Raw genomic sequence first — 17,285 nt, forward strand, 5'->3', positions numbered from 1 at the left:
GGTGTCGAGCTCCCGGTGGCGGTAGCCGTTACGCCTGGCCGTCCGGTCCGGGGAGGACTTGCCCCACTCGGCACCAACAACGGCATCGGCGTCCGCGGACAGCAGGGTATTGATCATGGTCTGCAGCAGGGTACGCATCATGTCCGGGGAGGCTTCGGACAGGGCTTCACCCAGCAGGCCGGCAGGGTCGATAATGTGAGGAGCGGTCATCGTTGTGACTCCGTTCGAGGATTCTTGGAAGGTTGACTCGAAGGATCACACGGTGGCCGCGTCCACATCAGGAGCGATGTGCCCGGACCTCCGCGCGTTACACCACTCTATGGGGCACTACCATCCTTCCGGACTTAAACAGCAGCGGCATCAAACCTGGGGCGGTTCAAACTGCCTAGTCACGTTCGCTGCAATCTGGCTCCTGATCTCGTGTGCAACGTGGACCACGCCATAAGACTTAAGGAGCTGTAACAAGCGAGATTCCGCAGGGTTTCGAGCCAGCCTTCGCTGAAGTAGATCAATCTCAACTTCTCTCGTGCTCGAGGGCTCACTGTTGGGTGGCATTCGCTCCTGGGCATCGAGCCTGGTCACGGGATAGCGCCTGCGCGCACGGGCGTGGTGATCCATGAGTACAGAGGTTGGCGTGTACCGGAACTTGGTGGAGTTTAGGTTCAACGTGTGATCGACGGCCGATTACCGGGCACGCTGGACTTCAGTTCATCTGTGGTCGAGTGGCCCAGGCGTTGACATTGCATTGCTGCTCGGTGTGGTCGCCCGCAGCCACGACTTTTCCGTCGGCGCGCAGCCCAAGCGAGTGTCTCGCTCCGGCTGCGATCGCTGTGATGCCGGTCCATGACTGGACATCGCACTGGCCGAACTGGTTGTCGCCCGTTCCGAAGACCCTTCCGGTCTGGCTCAGCGCGAGCGTATGGACGGAGCCGGCCGCCACTGAGGTGATGCTTCTCCACGATGACACCTCGCACTGGCCTCTGCTGTCGTCGCCGACGGCGACGACGGTGCCGTCTTCGTGTAAGCCGACGGTGTGCAGGTAGCCGGCAGAGACCCCGGACACGTGTGTCCACCGGGCGACGTCGGTCTGCCCTCGCTGATTGTTGCCAGTTGCGAGGGCTGTGCCGTCGCGTCGAACTGCGACTGTGTGCCAGTCGCCGCACGCGATCGCGACGATCCCGCTCCACAACTGCACGTCACACTGTCCTTCCGCGGTGCGACCGGTGGCGACGACCGATCCGTCGGCACGTAGCCCCACGGTGGTCCTCCAGCCGGCGGCTATTGCCGTGATCTCGCGCCACTGCGTGACGGCGGTCTGCCCGGCGTCGCTCCAGCCGGTAGCAAGTGCAGTCCCATCGGCTCGGAGCCCCACTGTGTGAGACTTGCCGGTATTGCGGGCCGTGTGGACGCTGCCAGCGGCTACGGCGATGACGTCGGACCAGGGTAGGACGTCACACTCGCCGGCTTGATTGTTGCCAGTGGCAATCACGGTCCCGTCCTCGCGTCGCAGCACTGAGTGCCGGTTCCCGGCCGCGAGTACGGTGCGCACGTGGACCTCCTCCGCGGTTCTCGTCGCCACCTGATCGTAGGCCGTCATACCAGTCGTCGCGGCAACGCCCGTCTCGTGGCCCCAGCGCGACGTGGCAAGGTTACCGACCTCGGAACTCGGACGAGCTCCAGCACTCCCGCGACCGTAGTGACAGCTCTGGTGCTCGCAGTCGTTCGAGAGCTTGTGATCGTCCCGATCTCCCACATGGGAGCGCCGGAGGGACGGTGAGCGAGCACCGACCTATGGACATAGCTCTCCAAAGGTGATTCGGCTACGGAATGCGGTCGAGTTCCGGTTCAACGTCTAGCGTTAATGACGCACCCCGTTATACAGTGGTCGAGTGATCAGATCGTTCGGCAGCAAGGACACCGAGCGCATCTGGCATGAGCAGTACGTCAAGCGCGTTGACCGGACGGTGCAGAGGGCGACCTTGCGGAAGCTCGAGCTGATTCATGCGGCGAAGGATGTCGAGGACCTCAGGGTCCCGCCAGGTAACCGCCTGGAGCGTCTGGTCGGTGACCGACGCGGGCAGCACAGCATCCGCGTGAACGCGCAATGGCGTCTCTGCTTCGTCTGGAGAGATGGAGGTGCGGACAATGTCGAACTCGTCGACTACCACTGAGGACGACCTGATCGAGCCGATCCACCCGGGGGAGATCCTGATGGAGGACTTCATCGAGGGCTTCGGGATCACGCAGAACAAGCTTGCCGTGTCCATCGGTGTGCCGCCGCGCCGGATCAACGAGATCGTGCACGGCAAGCGGGGGATCACCGCTGATACGGCGATCCGTCTGGCGCGCTACTTCGGAACGTCCGAGGAGCTCTGGATGAATCTGCAGTCGAACTACGAGCTCCGGCTCGAGCGCCGTGCACTGCGCGACAAGGTTGCCGCGATCACGCCGTTGCATGTCGCATGACCGGGCATCTCATCGTGATCTCCGGCCTTCCCGGCGTCGGAAAGACAAGCGTGGCCGAGATCATCGCGGCGAGCACGGGGTCGGTCCACCTGTCCATCGACGCCGTCGAGGAGTCGCTCCTTGCATGCGGTCTGCCGGCAGGGTGGGAAGTAGGTGTCGCGGCGTACGAGGCGGCGCGTGCAATGGCGGAGCAGAATCTGCGGCTCGGTCACGATGTCGTCGTTGATGCGGTCAACGACAGTGACGAGGCTCGGCAGACATGGCGGACGGCGGCCTCGCGAACAGGTGCACGCATCGAGTTCGTGTACCTCATGATCTCCGATGCGCGGGAGCATGAGCGAAGGCTCCGCGGCAGGGATCGCGGACTCACCCACGTCGGCGAGCCGACCTGGTCGGACGTGCAGCGCCGTCGCGCTGATTACGCCGCGTGGTCCGATGAGGTCGTGGAGTTCGATACGGCTGCGCGGACTGCGGACGAGGTCGCAGACGCGCTCGCTGCGCATCTCGGCGCGTAATGAGGGAACGTCATCGCTGATGGTTCTCCGTGTCGGAACGCAGTTGAATTCAGGTTCAATGTCTAATACAGGCTTCTGACCCACCTACCTGCGCATCAGTCCCTGACACCGGGCTCTCCCGTAACATTGCGGGTATGAATGGGGCGCTTTCGAAGGGCCGAGCGAAGGTGCCACCAGCACGGACTGGCCGACTTGACTCCATGGACCGCCGGTACGAGCCTTTCGTGCGCCTCGTCCCTGCACCAGTGCGGCGGGTGGCCTCGTCGTGGAGGTGGGATGCGCCGGACGGGGGTGGTTCGTGGGACCTGCACATCGAGCACGTGGGTGCCCCGACGGCTTCGGTCCGAATGCTGCTGGTCCATGGAGCGGGAGGGAACGCGGCGGCGATGTAGCCCTACGCTGCACACCTGAGTCGCCTGGGCGCTCGGGTTACGGTGGTCGATCTGCCCGGTTACGGGCGAACGATCCGGGTGCGGCGTGGACGCCGCAGCGTCAGTTATGGCGACTGGCAGCAGCTGCTCGTCGATCTCGTGGGTCGCGAGCATGACGAGCGGCCACTTGTCCTCGTCGGGGCGAGCATGGGTGGTGCCCTCGCGGTCGACACCGCTGCAGTGACCGGACTGGCCAAGCGGGTCATCGCGACCTGCCTGCTCGACCCGACTCGGCCGGGCATCGCTGCCGCCATCGTGCGAGCCCCGTGGATAGCGCGGCTGGGATTGCCACTGCTGCAGTTCGCCCGGGGGCCAGCGGCGAATCCACGGATCCCGGTCCGGGTGCTGACCCCTATGTCTGCGATTGCGAACGACCCTGCCCTCAGTCATGCAGTGCTCACCGACCCGTGCGGCGGTGGTGGCGCGATGCCGGTGGGCTGGTACCGCTCGTTCCTCGAGGCAGGTCCGGCTATTCCACCCGAGCAATACCAAGGACCACCGGTCGTGCTGTTGCATCCGGCCGAGGATCGTTGGACTATGCCGGAGCTCAGCCTCGACTACCTTGGTCGGCTTCACGGCAAGATCCGGGTCGTGATGCTTCCTGGCTGCGGCCACTTCCCCCTCGAGGAGCCCGGCTTCCAGGTCCTCCTGGACGAGGTTTTGGATGAGATGGAACAGGTGCTGGATGACCAGCGGAGAGGCAGCTGAGTCGGCCATGCGCGGTGAGGGACCGTAGCCCTGAGACCGGTCTGGCCCGGTGAGGCGTGCATGCGTTCCTAGCCGTGGCGACGCCGTGGAATTTCGTTTCGCCGTCTAACGTCTGCTGCGCCGAGCGGTCGTGCTCAAGGTCGCGTCGATGTGACGTGGCCCGAGCATCGGGGCGTGTATGCAGTAGGCCTTTCGAATGTGCGGCCAACCCAGCCTGATTGAAGGCGTACAAGGGCCGCGCCGAGTGCTTTCCGTGCACTCGGAGGCACTGCATTGCTGTGTGGGACGGACTCGGTTAATATACGAAAGTGAGGTGTTTCGTATCGAAACTTTGGAGGGGTGCTGTGGCAGATGTCGAAGCTGGAGTGACGCGGGGTCGTCCGCTCAATGCTGACCTCACGCCGGCAATTGTGGACGCGGTGCTGTCTCTCCTCGCCGAACAGGGGTACGCCCAGCTGACAACCGCCGCAGTCGCGAAGCGGGCTGGGGTGTCCACGGCGACGCTCTACCGTCGATGGCCCTCCAAGCGCGACCTACTGTTGGCTGCAGCAGGTCAGATTGCCGAGGAGGAGTCCGCCGACGTCGACTCCGGCACCCTCGAAGATGACCTGCGCTCGATGTTCGCTCACAAGCGGGCAGTGCTCTCCGGAAGGATCGGGGCGGTGCTCGTGGCGTTGGCCGGTGAGTCGGCGCACGATCCTGAGCTCGGTGCGATAGTGCGCGCCAGTGTCTTCGATCCGACCCGGGATCGCTTGGAGTGGATCTTCGAACGCGCGAGGGCACGCGGTGAGCAGGCAACGCGCGATCCGGCGGCTGCGGCTTACTTGATTGTCGGCGCGATTCTGTCTCGGATCGCATTCGATGACGTCGAGGACGGAAGCCTGCTACCAGAAAGTGACGTGGCGATGCTGCTCAACGCCATCATGGGTGGTCGCTGATCATCATCGACACTGATCAATCTGCGCCACTGACCAGAACCACGGACGATGAACGGAGACCTGATGCGGACGATAATAATCACCGGAGCCAGTGATGGTATCGGTGCGGCAGCCAGTCGACAGCTCGCCGGTACCGACGCACGGTTGATCCTCGTAGGGCGTTCGCCCGACAAGACGCAGGCGATCGCCGACGCCACCGGTGCCGAGTGCCACGTAGTCGACTTCACGAGGCTCGAAGACGTCCGCCGCCTTGCCATCGAACTGAACGACACGTGCGACCGGATCGACGTGCTGGCGAACAACGCAGGAGGCATATTCTCCGGTCCGACGACCACTCGCGATGGGTTCGAGAAGACACTCCAGGTCAACCACCTCGCCCCGTACCTGCTCACGTACCTGCTGTTGGACAAGCTGCTCGACAGCCGTGGGGCCGTGGTCAACACCTCCAGCATCGGTGCGAGGCTGTTCGGCAATATCGACCTCGAGGACCTGAACAACTGGGATGGGTTCACCCCAAACAAGGCGTATGGCGACGCCAAACTCGCCAACATCTTGTTCACGAAGGAGTTGCATGAACGGTTCCACGACCGAGGCCTCTCCTCGGTCGCTTTCCACCCTGGCAATGTCGCGACGAATTTCGCATCGGACACCGACAGCTACTTCCAACACGTCTATCACGGCGCGCTTAGGGCATTCCTGATCTCTCCGCAGCAGGGAGGGGCGCGCCTGCGGCACTTCATCGAAGGCCGGCCGGGCAAGACGTGGGACTCGGGGCAGTACTACCGAGCGCCGGGTCGGATCGGCCGATCAAATCGGCAGGCATACGACGCCGGCGTCGCGGCTGAGCACTGGCGGCGAAGCGCGGCGATGCTCAACATCAGTTGGTGAAGTGCAAGCGCCCACTGCCCGCCGCCTGCAATGGAGCTACCTCGAGGACAATGATCCCGGATGGCAACCAGATGGCCATACGTATTGAAACTCGGTGGAGTTCCGCTTCAATGTTTGAAGCCCGAGGTCAGAGACCTGCAATTGAGCGAGCCTCAATAGGCAACGGTCCATACCCGACCCTGGAGACAGGTCACTCGCCCCGGACAAGATCGAGCCCTATGGTCGGGCTGTGCTCGACCAGGGCGTCGAGGCGGACATCGGGGACGGTGGGCACAATGGCCCGACCTTCACCGCTGTCATCCATGGCTCATGGACCGGTCGGCTGGTTGAGCATGCCGGGGTGCCACGGACGCGGCTGCCTCAGCACCTGCAGATGCGGTCGCACTTTGAGTCGCGGTCCGTCCCAGCGCATCGCCGATGTACTCGATGCGATCGAGCGATGCCAGCGGTACGTGACGGTTCTCGGCGACGAGGCCGACGCCGACCTGGTGGGGATGGAGGAGGATGCGATCGAACGCAACCTGCAGATCATCGGCGAAGCCGTGAACCACCTTCCTGCGGAGATCATCGATGCTCACCCAGGTATCGCGTGGCCGCAGATCAGAGGATTCCGCAACATCCTCGTCCACCAGGACTTCGGAGTCGACGTCGAGATCTTCCGCGATGTCGTGGAAGCACACCTCCCGCCGCTCGCCGAAGCATTGCGGGGCCATGTAGCCGACGTCACGACCCACAACACCTAGCTGCGTCGCAGAGGCGGATTGGCGACGGGGTGCTCGTGCACCTCCTCGCGGGTCTGAGACGGTCGGCTGAGCGCGAGCGGTGACCGACTAGGGTGGTGGACGACCCCCTGACCGGCCCGATTCGCTCGAGGAGCATCCACTATGAGTTTCTTCGTCTACCTCTCCGGCGAGATCCACACCGGCTGGCGCGATGAGATCCAGCGCGGAGCAGAGGCCGCCGGCCTGGACGTCGTCTTCACCGCACCGGTGACCGATCACCCCGCCAGCGACGCGGCCGGGGACCACCTGGGGGCGAACGACAGCTCGTTCTGGCGCGACCACCAGTCAGCGAAGGTCAATGCGATCCGCACACGCACGCTCATCGAGCAGGCGGATCTGGTCGTCGTCCGCTTCGGCGACAAGTACAAGCAGTGGAACGCGGCCTTCGACGCGGGCTACGCCGCCGCCTTGGGCAAGCCGTACATCACCCTCCACGACGCGGACATCGTCCACCCGCTCAAGGAGGTCGACGCAGACGCCCAGGCCTGGTGCACGACCACCGACCAAGTCGTCCAGACGCTCACGTACGTTCTCACGGCCTGAACGAGCTCAGCGCCTACAGAGGAAGCAGTGCTCGACCCCGCCGGGGGCCGTGATCCTCTCGAGGTGGAATCGGTCCTCGAGCTCCTCGGGCCTGTCCCACAGCCGCAGACCGCTTCCGTAGTCGACCAGCGCGATCGCGACGTGCATCTCGTCGATCGGGTCGGCGTCCAGGAACTCCCGGCGGCCCTGGTGGTGCCCGAGGCCGCCTCGGACGTCCGCAGATCGCATGCGGACCCGCTCGTCCCGGGTGTGAGCATCTCGCATCCGGCGGTCTCCGCCGGAACCGCCGCCGAGGCCGCGACTGAGCAGGCCGCGACGCGCGGCTACGATCCGGACTTCTTGGAGCGCTCGGTGCCAGCGCCGCAGCTGTCCGACGCGCACCGTGCGGATGCGGTCGGGTGCGGAGGTCATGCGCACATGGTGGACCTCGTGGCGTGGTCGGACTGCGGACCCGGCCGGCTCCGCTCCCGGTTCAGGACGCGTGCGCCCACAGCCGCGCGGCCGCGTAGCTGCGGTGCGGACTCCACGTCGCGACGCGGTCCGCGTCCGCCGCGGGATCCAGGTCGCGCAGCGTCCGCCGCAGCACCGCGTCGCCGGCCGGGAACGCGTCCGCGTCCGTGCCCGCCCGGATCGCCAGGTAGTCGAGCGTCCACGGTCCGATCCCGTGGACCGCGTGCAGGTCCTCCCGCGTCGGCAGGAGGTCCGGATCACCCTGCTCCGCGAAGAGGACCGCGACCTCGTGCACGGTGCGCGCCCGGCTGCCCGTCAGCCGCACGGTGGCCCGCAGCTCCTCGAGGGGCACGGCTGCCAGCACGTCAGGGGTGGGGAAGAGCCGCAACCCGCCTGTGTGTGATCCAGCCGGCCGGTCGCCGCCCATGTCCGCCCCGTCGTGCGGATACGGAGCGAGGGTCGGCATGCCATCCACCGCGGGTGGTTCCGCACCGAACGCCGCGACCAGCCGAGCGTCGAACAGCCGTGAGGTCCGCAGCGTCACCTGCTGCCCCATGACGGTCATGACGACGGCCTCGAACGGCGATTGGAACCGGCTGATCCGCAGACCCGGTCGCTCCCGCACCTGCTGCGCGAACAGCGGGTCCGCACCCAGGTGCGCGTCGATCCCGCTCACATCCGCGTCCAGATCGAACCAGTGCCGCACCCGCGCGGCGAGGACGTCGTTGACGCCCGCGTCCACGGTCGACGTCGCGACCTCCGCACCCGCCTCGTCGAGGCGGACGGTGACCGCGTGCGGGTCGCCGTGGACGTCGACCCACCGCGTCATCGTCGCCGAGGCCCCCTCGAGCAGGTGCAGACCCTCCACTGCGTGGACCGCCAATGAGGCGCGGGCCGCCTCCCGGTCGAACGGGCCGCTCGCGTCGACACGGAACGACGCGCGCACACTCACGGTGTCCACACGCCGGAGCTGCCGCGCCGGTGCGAGTCGACGAGGTGGGTGTCGACGATGCCGATCGCCTCCATGAGCGCGAACATCGTCGTGGGGCCCACGAATGCGAACCCCTCCTTCCGCAGCGCCTTCGACAGGGCCAGCGATTCCGCGGACTGCGTGGGGACCTCGGCGATGGTCCGGGGCGCCGGTGTCTCCTCCGGCTGGAACGACCAGACGAAGTCGACCAGCCCGCCCTTCTCCCGCAGCCGGATCGTCGCGTTCGCATTGGTGATCGTCGCGAGGATCTTCGCCCGGTTCCGCACGATGCCCGCATCGCCCATCAGGCGCGCGACGTCCGTGTCGCCGTACCGGGCCACGCGGTCCGGGTCGAAGTCGTCGAACGCCTCCCGGAACGCGGGGCGTTTGCGCAGGATCGTCGCCCACGACAGGCCCGCCTGGAACGCCTCGAGGCTGATGCGCTCGAACAGTCCCTGCTCGTCCCCGACGGGCAGGCCCCACTCCGTGTCGTAGTACTCGCGCATGAGCGGGTCGGTCGCCGCCCACGCGGGCCGGGCCATCCCGTCCTCACCGATCACGATGCCTGTGTCTGTGCTCATCCGTTCAGTCCTGTCTCCCGCATCGTGATGTTGATCCGTCCGGACTCCAGTCCGCAGCCGTCCGGCGCGGTGCCCGGATGGACCTTCGTGACGCCGTGGTAGGCCAGCCGCGAGGGTCCGCCGAAGACGAACAGGTCGCCGGACCCCAGGTCGATGTCCTGGTAGGGCTTCGTCCGGGTCTCCGTGTTGCCGAAGCGGAACCGGCACGCATCGCCGATCGACAGGGAGACGACCGGGGCCATCGACTCCTCGTCCTTGTCCTGGTGCATGCCCATCTTCGCGGTGTCGTCGTAGTAGTTCACCAGCGCGGTGTCCGGCGTGTAGTCGTCGCCCGCGTGCGGATCCCCGGTCGCGGCGACGAGACCTGTCCGACCCAGCCGCACCATCCAGTCGGGGAAGTCCAGGACCCGGTTGCCATTCACGTCGACGGCATCGCGCGAGTAGGCGTACGGCCGCCAGTGCCAGCCCAGGCACACGGTGCGCACGCTCATCTCGTGACCGCGGATCTTCGCCGAGCGCAGGGGCACCGGCCCCTGCGTCCACTCGTGGAAGCGGGCGACGATCCACCGCTGCTGCTCCAGCGTGAGCCAGCCGGGCACGTGGTGGGCGCCGGCGGGAAGCTGCGGACCGGTGGGTCCCAACAGGTCGTCTCCGAACAGGGTGTTCAACGGGCGCTCCTCACGGCCTCGGCGGCGGGGTTCACGGTGGGGGACGGAAAGCTCATGCGGCCTGCTCCAGGGTCAGCAGGGTCGTCTTCGCCTCCAGCCCGCCCAGGTAGCCTCCCAGGCCGCCGTCGGTGCGCAGCACCCGGTGGCAGGGGACGACGACGGGCAAGGGGTTGGTCGCGCAGGCGGTGCCCACGGCGCGGACGGCGGCGGGGTTGCCCACGTGAGCGGCCACCTCCTTGTACGTCTGGGTGTGACCGTAGGCGATGTGCGGCAGGTAGTGCTGCACGGTCTGCCGGAAGCCGGTGGACAGGGCGTAGTCCAGGGGTACGTCGAAGGCGCGGCGGGTGCCGGCGAAGTACTCGGCCAGCTGGGCGGCGACGGTGTCCAGGCGGTCCGGGGCCTCGAGGATGCGGGGGCTGATCTTCTTCGCGAGCGTCTGCAGGACGGTGTCGAAGTCCTCGCGGGCGAAGGCGACGCGGACCAGGCCCAAGGGGGTGGCCGCCAGCAGCAGGGGGCCCACGGGCGAATCGAGGGTGCGGTAGGCGACGTCGGCCAGGTCGCGAGCCTCCGCAGTCTGGGCCAGGCGGGTGCGCAGGTCGTCGACTGCGCCGGGTTCCAGGGAGAAGACCTGCTGGATCTCGGCCCCTGTCCTGTCGAAGCGGTCAGCCGCATCGTGAGGGTCCGTGGCCTCCGTGCGGGTGTCGGTGGGTGTCTCGGTGCTGTCGCCGAGTGCGGTGGACTCACGCATCGGGGTGCTCCTTCCGGGTGTGTGCGGTCCGGGCGCTCTGCGCGGCCTCGTCCGCGTGGTGGGTGCGGCGGAGCGCGCGGATGCCGTCCGCGGCTGCGCGGCGCACCGACTCCGGCGTGCCGCCGATGATCCGGGCGGTCTCCGTGTGGGGCAGTCCACCCAGGTAGTGGTGGGCGATCGCCAGGCGCTGGCGCTCCGGCAGTCGGGCGACCTGCGCCCAGACATGGACTTCGTCGTCGCGGGCCACTCCCAGCGCGGTGGGTCGTTCGGGGAGCGCGTCCGTGGGGATCGCGTGCCGGGCACGAGCGCGGGTGATGTCGATCGCCTTGCGGCCGGCGACGCGGACCAGCCAGGCTTCGACGTTCGTGTCCGCCGGCAGGTCCGGCCACGCCTGGAGCGCGGCGAGGAAGGTCTCCGACCACGCGTCGTCCGCATCGGGGCCCGCGCCCAGCACAGCGCGGCACACCCGCAGCACGGTGCCCCCGTGGCGGGTGACGGCCTCGTCGAACGGGGTCCTCATCTAGAAGAGCCTGCTCTCCGCGGTGGTCGGATCCTCGAGCTCCAGCAGGTGCCGTTTGCGCTCCAGCCCGCCGGCGTACCCGGTGAGGGACCCGTCCGATCCCACGACACGATGGCACGGGATGACGATGCTGACCGGGTTGCGGCCCACGACCTGTCCCACGCGCTGGGCCAGGTGCCGGTTGCCCAGATGCTCCGCCAGCGCACCGTACGTCGTCGTCTCGCCGTAGGGGATCTCCCGCAGCAGCGCCCACACCCGCTGGGAGAAGTCGTCGCCGTCCGTGCGCACCGGGACCTCGAACTCCCGGCGCTCGCCCGCGAGGTAGTCGTCCAGCTGTTCCGCGACGACGGAGATCACCGGGTCCGCCGAGGCCTGGGCCGGCTCCCCGAACGCGTCCGGTTCCGGCAGGGTCCAGTGGCCGGGGAAGTAGACGCCGGTCAGCGCCTCGTCGCGGGCGACCACGACCAGTTCACCCAGCTCCGTGTCGATCCGTCCGTGCCGCAGTCCGTCCATCGTCCTCACCTCTTCCAGGGGGTCACGTTCATCCTCTCGCACGGAAGACGCGTGAGCGCATCGATTCGTGAGGTGGTCCTTCAGATCGCTGGATGCAGCGCGCAGGAGGGAGGCGGCGGGGTCCGCGGTCCAGCACGGTCACCTGCGACCCGTACTGGGCGGACAACGAGGCGAACTCGATGCCGATGCAGCCGCCGCCCACGACGGCGAGCTCGCGGGGCAGCGGCGAGTGCTGGAGGGTGATCGAGTCGTGGATGCGGCCGCCCACCCGTGCCGGGGGACGGGTCAGGCCCCTGCAGCCGCGGAGCCCTCGAGAGCGCGCAGGACCTCCGGCAGCTGGGTCACCCCGTGGCGCTCCAGGAAGTGGCGAGCGCCCGGGATCACCTGGACACGCGCGCCGAGGTCGCGGGCGAACGCGTCGGAGAGTGCCGGGACGACGAGCGGATCGTCGTTTGACCGGATGACCGTCACGCGGCCCAGGCGCGGGCGTGTGCCCGGCAGATCGGCCCCGTCCAGGAAGGGAGCAAGACCGTGGGCCGCGAACGTATCGAGCCCCTCGTCACCGGTGGTCGGCAGCGTCTGCGCGAACGGGGAGACGGCGACGAACGCGCCCAATGAGGCGGGTCCGGTCGCGTGCTGCCGCGGCAGCGTCTGCGACTCCGCCGCCCCCGACTCAGTCCCCGGCTCCGCCTCTCCCTGCTCTGCCGCCAGTCGCTGCACGGCGCGCACCGTCGTGATGCAGCCCAGGCTGTGCGCGATGACAGCGGTGCGGGCATCGAGGGTGCCGATCGTCCGGGCGACCGTCGTGATCCAGGCGTCCGCGTCCGGTGTCGCCGAGTCCGGCAGGGCCAGCACCCGAGCGGCTGGTTCCGTCCGGGCCAGCCACGGGAACCAGTGCTTCTGCGGGGAGGCGCGGAAGCCGTGGACGACGACGATGCGGTCGAAGGGCGCCGATGCGGGATCCATGCAACGCACGATACGCGGGTGCGGGGTCTCGCGGGGGATCCCGCGCAGGGTAGCCGGACGGGCGTGCGCTGAGCATCGTCGCGGAGTGCCAGCGAGCCGCCTGCCTCAGGCGCGGTACGTGCCGCCCAGTGCCCGCTCCAGCGGAATCGAGCCGTCCTGCCAGGGGGTCAGCACCCACACCAGCGCGTAGAGGCCCAGGCCCACGACGGGCAGGAGGAAGGACAGGAGCACGAGGACGCGCACCAGCCACACGTTCATGCCCAGGGAGACGGCCAGCCCGCCGCTGATGCCGGTGAGGAGTCGCTGGGGACCGCGGCGGAAGCCCATGTTCCTGATGGTGTCGAAGAAGGAGTTCATGCCCACCACGGTACGGACCGGCGGACGCGAGCACAGGGTGGTCGGCCGGATTCCGGGCGGGGGAGAACCCCACTCAGCCCGAGGCCGCGGCCGGGTCCGCTGACCGGTTCGGTCCCGTGCCCGGCGGGTCCGCCGCGTCGCCCGTCGGGTTCGCCGCATCGCCCGTCTGGTTCGCAGTCTCCCGGTCTGCGTCCGGATGCCACGTGCTGGACTCCCGCTCGCGCAGGACCGGACGGACGATCAGCTCTGCGTCGGAAGCGCGCCCGGCCAGCCTCTCGAGGACCATCCCCGCCGCCAACCGCCCCATCTCCTCACGCGGCTGGTTCACGCTGGTGAGATGGGGCCGGATCATGAGCGCCGCCGCCGAGGAGTCGTACCCCACCACGCTCAGCTGCTGCGGCACCCGCACGCCCAGCGCGGCCGCCCGGTGCATGACGCGCACCGCCGCGATGTCGTTCGCGGCGAACACCGCGGTGGGCGCGGTCGACCGTCCCGCGCGGATCCGCTCGAGGAATGCATCGATCTGCTCCTCCATCGCCGCCCAGTCCGCCGCCGGCCCGATGACGCGGGCCTGTCCCTCGAGTCCCAGCCGAGCGGCCTCCGCGAGGAACCCCGCCCGGCGCGCCGCCGGCCCGGGCCGCGTCGACATCGTCACGTGGACGAGCCGCGTGTGCCCCAGCCGGACGAGGTGGCGGACGGCCTGCGCGGCGCCGGCCGCGTCGTCGCCGCGGACCATGTCGACCCCGGTCGCCGGGTCCTGCATCCGCCCGATCACCGCGACCGGCAGGACGGTCGCCGCGTCCTCGAGGGCGGCCGGCCGCAACCACGTCGTCACCGCGACGATGCCGTCGACGCCGAACCCCAGCATCCGGTCCAGCTGCCGCTCCAGGTGCGCGCTGTCGCGGCGGCCGTGCCCGATCACGACCGCCGCCCCCACGGATTCCGCGTGCTTCTCGATCCCCGTGATGACGTCCGTGTGGTACGGGTTGCCCAGGTCCGTGGGCAGGACGCCCAGGACCCGGCCCTCGCGTCCGGCCCGTCCCCGCACCGGGTACCCCACCGCCCGCGCGGCCGCGAGGATCCTGAGCCGGGTCGCCTGCGTGAGGCCCGTCCTGTCGTTCATGACCATCGACACCGCCGAGGCCGACACCCCCGCCGCCTGCGCCACATCCGCCAGCGTGGCCCGCCCCGATCGTGCTCCCATGCCCCCTGCTTAGCACCGCCGGCATCGGTGACGGGACATGTACTGCAGATCTGCAGAAGATGTGGCTGTGCGGTGGCCGCCGGTTCACCGCCGGTTCATCCGGGGACCGGACCGGCTCCGTAGCGTGACCGCCATGAACTCCGTCCCCACCGTTCCCGCGCCTGCTCCCGGCCCCGCGCTCACTGCGCAGGACACCGCGACCGCCGGCCCCGCGCCGGCCGCCCAGGCCGTCGTCGCCCCCTCCGCTCCCGCCGCGCTCGTCCAGCCGCGCGCGCTGCTGCTGGACTTCGGCGGTGTGGTCGTCTCGACGACCGCACGCGAGGACTGGGCGCAGACACTGGCGGACACCGTGCTGCACCTGGCCGCAGGCGCCGGCTTCGACCTGGACCGCGACCTGGTCGAGCAGTCGCTGCGGACGGGACGTTCCGCCCTGTCCCTGTGGAAGAACGCCTCCTCCCGCCGCCAGGAGCCGCGCGAGCTGGCACCCGGTGAGATCGTCGAGGACTTCCTCCTGTCCGATCTGCCCGGTCCGGCCCGCCGCGCGCTCGCCCTGGACGCCGCCCGCATCCTCGCGGCGAAGAGCCGGGCGGTCTCCGATCACCACGTGCGCCCCGGCATCCCGGAGCTGCTGTCACTGGCACGCGAGCGCGGGATCGGGCTGGGCATCGTCTCGAACGCCCACGCCGGCGGCGCGCACCGGGAGATCCTCCGGGAGAAGGGTCTCGACGGGTGCTTCGGCGTCCAGGTCTACTCCGACGAGGTGGGCATCCGGAAGCCGCACCCCGGCATGATCCGCCTGGCCGCTGAAGCGCTGGGGGCCGCTCCGCACGAGACCTGGTACGTGGGCGACACCGTCGACCGCGACGTGGTCGCCGGCCGCCGCGCCGGTGCCGGCCGCGTCATCATCACCCGTGACCGTCGCACCGACCACCCGCCGTTCTCGGTCGCGGACACCCCCGACCTCGTCCTCGACACCCCCGCGGGCCTGCTGGACGAACTGCGCCGGTCCGTCCCCGCGGGGACGTGGGAGAACTCCACCGCCGAGGCCGCTCGATCCGACGCCGCCGAGGCCGCTCGATCCGACGCCGCCGGGCCCGTGTCCGCCGTGGTCGGGTCCGCGGACCCGACGTCGACGGGGAGCCGGCCGGGGCCTCGGCGGGTCGCCCTGCTGCTGGACCACGGAGGCGTGCTCACGACCTCGGTCGCCAATCCGGACCGGGACGCGGTCATGGGGCAGGCCCTCGTGGAGCTGTCGCAGCGGTGCGGGCATCCGATCACGCTGGAGGCCGCGTCCGCGGCGATGCGGGACGGCTGGGAGCGGCACCGGGCGCGGAAGCGATCCCGCGACGTCCTCACCGACCCCGCCCACCGCTTCGACGAGGTCGACCCGGCCGTGCTGTGGGGCGACCTGGTGGGCGCGGACCTGCCGGAGCCGGTGCGCGCGGCGATGCGGCTCGAGGCCGCGGAGCTGTCCTACCTGCTGCACCGGACGAAGGGCACGCCCAGCCCGCGCGAGGGTGCGCTCGAGCTGGTCCGGTGGGCGCACGCGCAGGGGATCGTCGTGGGGATCGTGTCGAACACGATCTCCGGCCGCGGTGTGCGCGCCACGCTGGCCGACTACGGGATCCTCGACCTGCTGGGCCCCGGTGCGTACTCGGACGAGGTGGGTGTGCGGAAGCCCGGGACCGCCGTGTTCGCGGCGGCCCTGTCCGGCCTGCAGGTGGAGCCGGCGGACGTCGTCTACGTGGGCGACAAGGCGCTCAACGACGGCCGCGGCGGGCGCGACGCCGGGATCGGCACCGTCTGCCTGCTGCGTGGCGGCAAGGACGCGGACGCCGCCCTCGACGAAGCGCTGGCCCAGGGCTGGGCCGACCACGTCCTGGACGGCCCCGCGGATGTCATCGACGTCCTCGGCGCGCGCCTGGCACCTGATTCCGAGCCCTTACCGGCCTGACCCCAGCCTTCGCGCCCTCACCCGCCTGACGTCCGCCACCGGACCAGCACCGGACTGACCGACCCTCCCGTCCTCCGTTCCGAACCGACCTTCCCTCCTGACCTCGCCGACGTCACCGCCCTGCCTCACTGAAGGAGACCCCATGTCCACCCAGACCCCCGCCCCCGCCGACGAGCGTCGCGGCACTCTGCGCGGTGCCGTCGACGGCATCCGCAGCGTCGAGCTCACTACGTCCCAGAAGCTCATGGTGTTCGTGCTGTCGATGTCCCTCTTCGGACTGTCGAACATCATCCTCGAGATCATCCCGGACCCCTCGATCGGCCCCGTCGACATCTCCGTGTCCTACATGGTGTTCGTGCCGCTCACGATCGCCGCACTCTTCTCCCCGTTCTGGGCCGCCCTGGGCGCGCCGCTGGGCGAGATCGTCTTCACCGACCTCCTCATGGGCGACTTCTCCGGCCTCGCGGAGATCGAGGGCTACCTCCAGATGTTCCTCGCCGTCTTCATCGCAGGCTCCCTGATCCGCAACCCCCGCTCGAAGGGGCAGATCGCGGTGGGCTCGATCGTCCTGGTCCTGGTCGACAAGATCCTCTCCGCCATCGTCGACCTGTCGAAGGTGTGGATCGGCGTCGAGGACGCCGAGTTCGTCGAGGGCCTGCCCCAGTCCATGCTGGCGCTGGAGACCCTGGGTCTGGGCGTCGACGTCGTCATGTCCGGCGTCCTCCTGGGCGCGATCCCCGCGGTCTGGCTCATCCCCGCCCTGCACGGGAAGATCGAGCCGCTCATGGGCATGCGGCCCCGTGTCGCGGGTGAGCCGATCCCGGGACAGGCGCAGGCCTCGGGCGTCTTCGTGGGCTTCGCCGTGCTCCTGTCGATCGTGAGCTTCGGCTTCGCGTTCCTCGAGGCGTTCGACATCTCCGCGGGCGCGTTCGAGCCGGACTTCCTCGACATGTTCGGCGACTGGTTCATCCTCGTCTCCATCGTCGCGATCGTGGTGGTGCTGGGCCTGGCGATCCTGCTGTTCCGCCTGTCGCGGACCTCGAAGTCGACCGCGGACCGGTCCTGAACCGGATCGTCTGAGAA

The 17,285-nt window shown here is 68.9% G+C and carries 23 protein-coding genes; 10 read left to right on the plus strand and 13 right to left on the minus strand.

What is annotated here, in order from left to right; all coding sequences use genetic code 11:
* A partial coding sequence (locus MTQ12_RS05890) for a transposase (RefSeq protein ID WP_247425017.1) occupies positions 1 to 210 on the minus strand: 210 nt, incomplete at its 3' end.
* 493 nt (positions 211 to 703) lie between these two features.
* Positions 704 to 1,549 carry a chromosome condensation regulator gene (locus MTQ12_RS05895; RefSeq protein ID WP_247425021.1) on the minus strand — a complete coding sequence of 282 codons (846 nt, stop codon included), beginning with the start codon at positions 1,547 to 1,549 and terminating at the stop codon, positions 704 to 706.
* Positions 1,550 to 1,889: 340 nt separating this feature from the next.
* Between MTQ12_RS05895 and MTQ12_RS05900 the strand changes: the two genes are divergently transcribed.
* The 8 genes from MTQ12_RS05900 to MTQ12_RS05935 all read left to right on the plus strand — a co-directional run bounded on the left by MTQ12_RS05900 (position 1,890) and on the right by MTQ12_RS05935 (position 7,271).
* The gene (locus tag MTQ12_RS05900) at positions 1,890 to 2,171 is read left to right on the plus strand and encodes a type II toxin-antitoxin system RelE/ParE family toxin (protein ID WP_094450848.1); all 282 of its coding nucleotides are present in this window, start codon (positions 1,890 to 1,892) and stop codon (positions 2,169 to 2,171) included.
* Complete coding sequence (locus MTQ12_RS05905; RefSeq protein ID WP_099195592.1) at positions 2,146 to 2,466, plus strand: HigA family addiction module antitoxin; 321 nt, start codon at positions 2,146 to 2,148, stop codon at positions 2,464 to 2,466. The genes MTQ12_RS05900 and MTQ12_RS05905 overlap by 26 nt, the downstream gene beginning before the upstream one ends.
* Positions 2,463 to 2,981, plus strand: a complete 519-nt coding sequence (locus tag MTQ12_RS05910) for an AAA family ATPase (protein ID WP_137319281.1) — start codon at positions 2,463 to 2,465, stop codon at positions 2,979 to 2,981. Before MTQ12_RS05905 ends, MTQ12_RS05910 begins: the two co-directional genes overlap by 4 nt.
* Positions 2,982 to 3,388: 407 nt before the next feature.
* On the plus strand, positions 3,389 to 4,120 hold the full coding sequence (locus MTQ12_RS05915; RefSeq protein ID WP_282599210.1) for an alpha/beta hydrolase: 732 nt from the start codon (positions 3,389 to 3,391) through the stop codon (positions 4,118 to 4,120).
* A gap of 344 nt (positions 4,121 to 4,464) precedes the next feature.
* A complete protein-coding gene (locus tag MTQ12_RS05920; protein ID WP_247425026.1) occupies positions 4,465 to 5,058 on the plus strand; it encodes a TetR/AcrR family transcriptional regulator in 594 nt (197 codons plus the stop codon).
* 48 nt (positions 5,059 to 5,106) lie between these two features.
* Positions 5,107 to 5,946, plus strand: a complete 840-nt coding sequence (locus MTQ12_RS05925; protein WP_247425028.1) for an SDR family NAD(P)-dependent oxidoreductase — start codon at positions 5,107 to 5,109, stop codon at positions 5,944 to 5,946.
* A 332-nt stretch (positions 5,947 to 6,278) separates the two neighbouring features.
* Positions 6,279 to 6,689 carry a HepT-like ribonuclease domain-containing protein gene (locus MTQ12_RS05930; RefSeq protein ID WP_282599212.1) on the plus strand — a complete coding sequence of 137 codons (411 nt, stop codon included), beginning with the start codon at positions 6,279 to 6,281 and terminating at the stop codon, positions 6,687 to 6,689.
* A gap of 141 nt (positions 6,690 to 6,830) precedes the next feature.
* Positions 6,831 to 7,271 carry a YtoQ family protein gene (locus MTQ12_RS05935; protein ID WP_247425034.1) on the plus strand — a complete coding sequence of 147 codons (441 nt, stop codon included), beginning with the start codon at positions 6,831 to 6,833 and terminating at the stop codon, positions 7,269 to 7,271.
* Between the two features lie 6 nt (positions 7,272 to 7,277).
* On the opposite strand, the gene MTQ12_RS05940 is transcribed toward MTQ12_RS05935, so the two are convergent.
* From MTQ12_RS05940 to MTQ12_RS05990, 11 genes are all read right to left on the minus strand, one after another.
* Entirely contained in the window at positions 7,278 to 7,682 is a 405-nt protein-coding gene (locus MTQ12_RS05940; protein WP_247425037.1) for a hypothetical protein, read from the minus strand.
* A gap of 61 nt (positions 7,683 to 7,743) precedes the next feature.
* Positions 7,744 to 8,667, minus strand: coding sequence for an AlkA N-terminal domain-containing protein (locus MTQ12_RS15160; RefSeq protein ID WP_247425041.1), 924 nt, complete (start codon positions 8,665 to 8,667; stop codon positions 7,744 to 7,746).
* A gap of 2 nt (positions 8,668 to 8,669) precedes the next feature.
* Positions 8,670 to 9,272, minus strand: a complete 603-nt coding sequence (locus MTQ12_RS05950) for a DNA-3-methyladenine glycosylase I (protein WP_247425044.1) — start codon at positions 9,270 to 9,272, stop codon at positions 8,670 to 8,672.
* The gene (locus MTQ12_RS05955) at positions 9,269 to 9,940 is read right to left on the minus strand and encodes an alpha-ketoglutarate-dependent dioxygenase AlkB (RefSeq protein ID WP_137319284.1); all 672 of its coding nucleotides are present in this window, start codon (positions 9,938 to 9,940) and stop codon (positions 9,269 to 9,271) included. Before MTQ12_RS05955 ends, MTQ12_RS05950 begins: the two co-directional genes overlap by 4 nt.
* A gap of 52 nt (positions 9,941 to 9,992) precedes the next feature.
* Positions 9,993 to 10,688, minus strand: coding sequence for a methylated-DNA--[protein]-cysteine S-methyltransferase (locus MTQ12_RS05960; RefSeq protein WP_247425048.1), 696 nt, complete (start codon positions 10,686 to 10,688; stop codon positions 9,993 to 9,995).
* Positions 10,681 to 11,208, minus strand: coding sequence for a sigma-70 family RNA polymerase sigma factor (locus tag MTQ12_RS05965; RefSeq protein WP_247425050.1), 528 nt, complete (start codon positions 11,206 to 11,208; stop codon positions 10,681 to 10,683). Before MTQ12_RS05965 ends, MTQ12_RS05960 begins: the two co-directional genes overlap by 8 nt.
* Positions 11,209 to 11,721: a methylated-DNA--[protein]-cysteine S-methyltransferase gene (locus MTQ12_RS05970; protein WP_137319287.1), complete on the minus strand. Its 513-nt coding sequence runs from the start codon at positions 11,719 to 11,721 to the stop codon at positions 11,209 to 11,211.
* A gap of 28 nt (positions 11,722 to 11,749) precedes the next feature.
* Positions 11,750 to 11,989: an FAD-dependent oxidoreductase gene (locus MTQ12_RS05975; RefSeq protein ID WP_265808502.1), complete on the minus strand. Its 240-nt coding sequence runs from the start codon at positions 11,987 to 11,989 to the stop codon at positions 11,750 to 11,752.
* A 17-nt stretch (positions 11,990 to 12,006) separates the two neighbouring features.
* Entirely contained in the window at positions 12,007 to 12,687 is a 681-nt protein-coding gene (locus tag MTQ12_RS05980; RefSeq protein WP_137319288.1) for an alpha/beta fold hydrolase, read from the minus strand.
* 105 nt (positions 12,688 to 12,792) lie between these two features.
* Positions 12,793 to 13,044: a PspC domain-containing protein gene (locus MTQ12_RS05985; RefSeq protein WP_137319289.1), complete on the minus strand. Its 252-nt coding sequence runs from the start codon at positions 13,042 to 13,044 to the stop codon at positions 12,793 to 12,795.
* A gap of 73 nt (positions 13,045 to 13,117) precedes the next feature.
* Positions 13,118 to 14,248: a LacI family DNA-binding transcriptional regulator gene (locus MTQ12_RS05990; RefSeq protein WP_247425054.1), complete on the minus strand. Its 1,131-nt coding sequence runs from the start codon at positions 14,246 to 14,248 to the stop codon at positions 13,118 to 13,120.
* Between the two features lie 133 nt (positions 14,249 to 14,381).
* Between MTQ12_RS05990 and MTQ12_RS05995 the strand changes: the two genes are divergently transcribed.
* Both MTQ12_RS05995 and MTQ12_RS06000 read left to right on the plus strand, forming a co-directional pair.
* Positions 14,382 to 16,202, plus strand: a complete 1,821-nt coding sequence (locus tag MTQ12_RS05995) for an HAD-IA family hydrolase (protein ID WP_247425057.1) — start codon at positions 14,382 to 14,384, stop codon at positions 16,200 to 16,202.
* 142 nt (positions 16,203 to 16,344) lie between these two features.
* Positions 16,345 to 17,268 (plus strand): cell division protein FtsQ, encoded by a 924-nt coding sequence (locus tag MTQ12_RS06000; protein ID WP_137319291.1) that lies wholly within the window; start codon positions 16,345 to 16,347, stop codon positions 17,266 to 17,268.
* Positions 17,269 to 17,285: the final 17 nt, after the last annotated feature.

The organism is Brevibacterium sp. R8603A2, assembly GCF_023072605.1.
Lineage (GTDB): Bacteria > Actinomycetota > Actinomycetes > Actinomycetales > Brevibacteriaceae > Brevibacterium > Brevibacterium pityocampae.

Bases quoted from the DNA above. Each gene is read 5' to 3' on its own strand.
- MTQ12_RS05985 (WP_137319289.1), bottom strand. From the start codon at position 13,044: ATGAACTCCTTCTTCGACACCATCAGGAACATGGGCTTCCGCCGCGGT.
- MTQ12_RS05990 (WP_247425054.1), bottom strand. From the start codon at position 14,248: ATGGGAGCACGATCGGGGCGGGCCACGCTGGCGGATGTGGCGCAGGCG.
- MTQ12_RS06000 (WP_137319291.1), top strand. From the start codon at position 16,345: ATGTCCACCCAGACCCCCGCCCCCGCCGACGAGCGTCGCGGCACTCTG.
- MTQ12_RS05940 (WP_247425037.1), bottom strand. From the start codon at position 7,682: ATGACCTCCGCACCCGACCGCATCCGCACGGTGCGCGTCGGACAGCTG.
- MTQ12_RS05980 (WP_137319288.1), bottom strand. From the start codon at position 12,687: ATGGATCCCGCATCGGCGCCCTTCGACCGCATCGTCGTCGTCCACGGC.
- MTQ12_RS05935 (WP_247425034.1), top strand. From the start codon at position 6,831: ATGAGTTTCTTCGTCTACCTCTCCGGCGAGATCCACACCGGCTGGCGC.
- MTQ12_RS05925 (WP_247425028.1), top strand. From the start codon at position 5,107: ATGAACGGAGACCTGATGCGGACGATAATAATCACCGGAGCCAGTGAT.
- MTQ12_RS05995 (WP_247425057.1), top strand. From the start codon at position 14,382: ATGAACTCCGTCCCCACCGTTCCCGCGCCTGCTCCCGGCCCCGCGCTC.
- MTQ12_RS05965 (WP_247425050.1), bottom strand. From the start codon at position 11,208: ATGAGGACCCCGTTCGACGAGGCCGTCACCCGCCACGGGGGCACCGTG.
- MTQ12_RS05960 (WP_247425048.1), bottom strand. From the start codon at position 10,688: ATGCGTGAGTCCACCGCACTCGGCGACAGCACCGAGACACCCACCGAC.
- MTQ12_RS05905 (WP_099195592.1), top strand. From the start codon at position 2,146: ATGTCGAACTCGTCGACTACCACTGAGGACGACCTGATCGAGCCGATC.
- MTQ12_RS05910 (WP_137319281.1), top strand. From the start codon at position 2,463: ATGACCGGGCATCTCATCGTGATCTCCGGCCTTCCCGGCGTCGGAAAG.
- MTQ12_RS05970 (WP_137319287.1), bottom strand. From the start codon at position 11,721: ATGGACGGACTGCGGCACGGACGGATCGACACGGAGCTGGGTGAACTG.
- MTQ12_RS05930 (WP_282599212.1), top strand. From the start codon at position 6,279: ATGCCGGGGTGCCACGGACGCGGCTGCCTCAGCACCTGCAGATGCGGT.
- MTQ12_RS05950 (WP_247425044.1), bottom strand. From the start codon at position 9,272: ATGAGCACAGACACAGGCATCGTGATCGGTGAGGACGGGATGGCCCGG.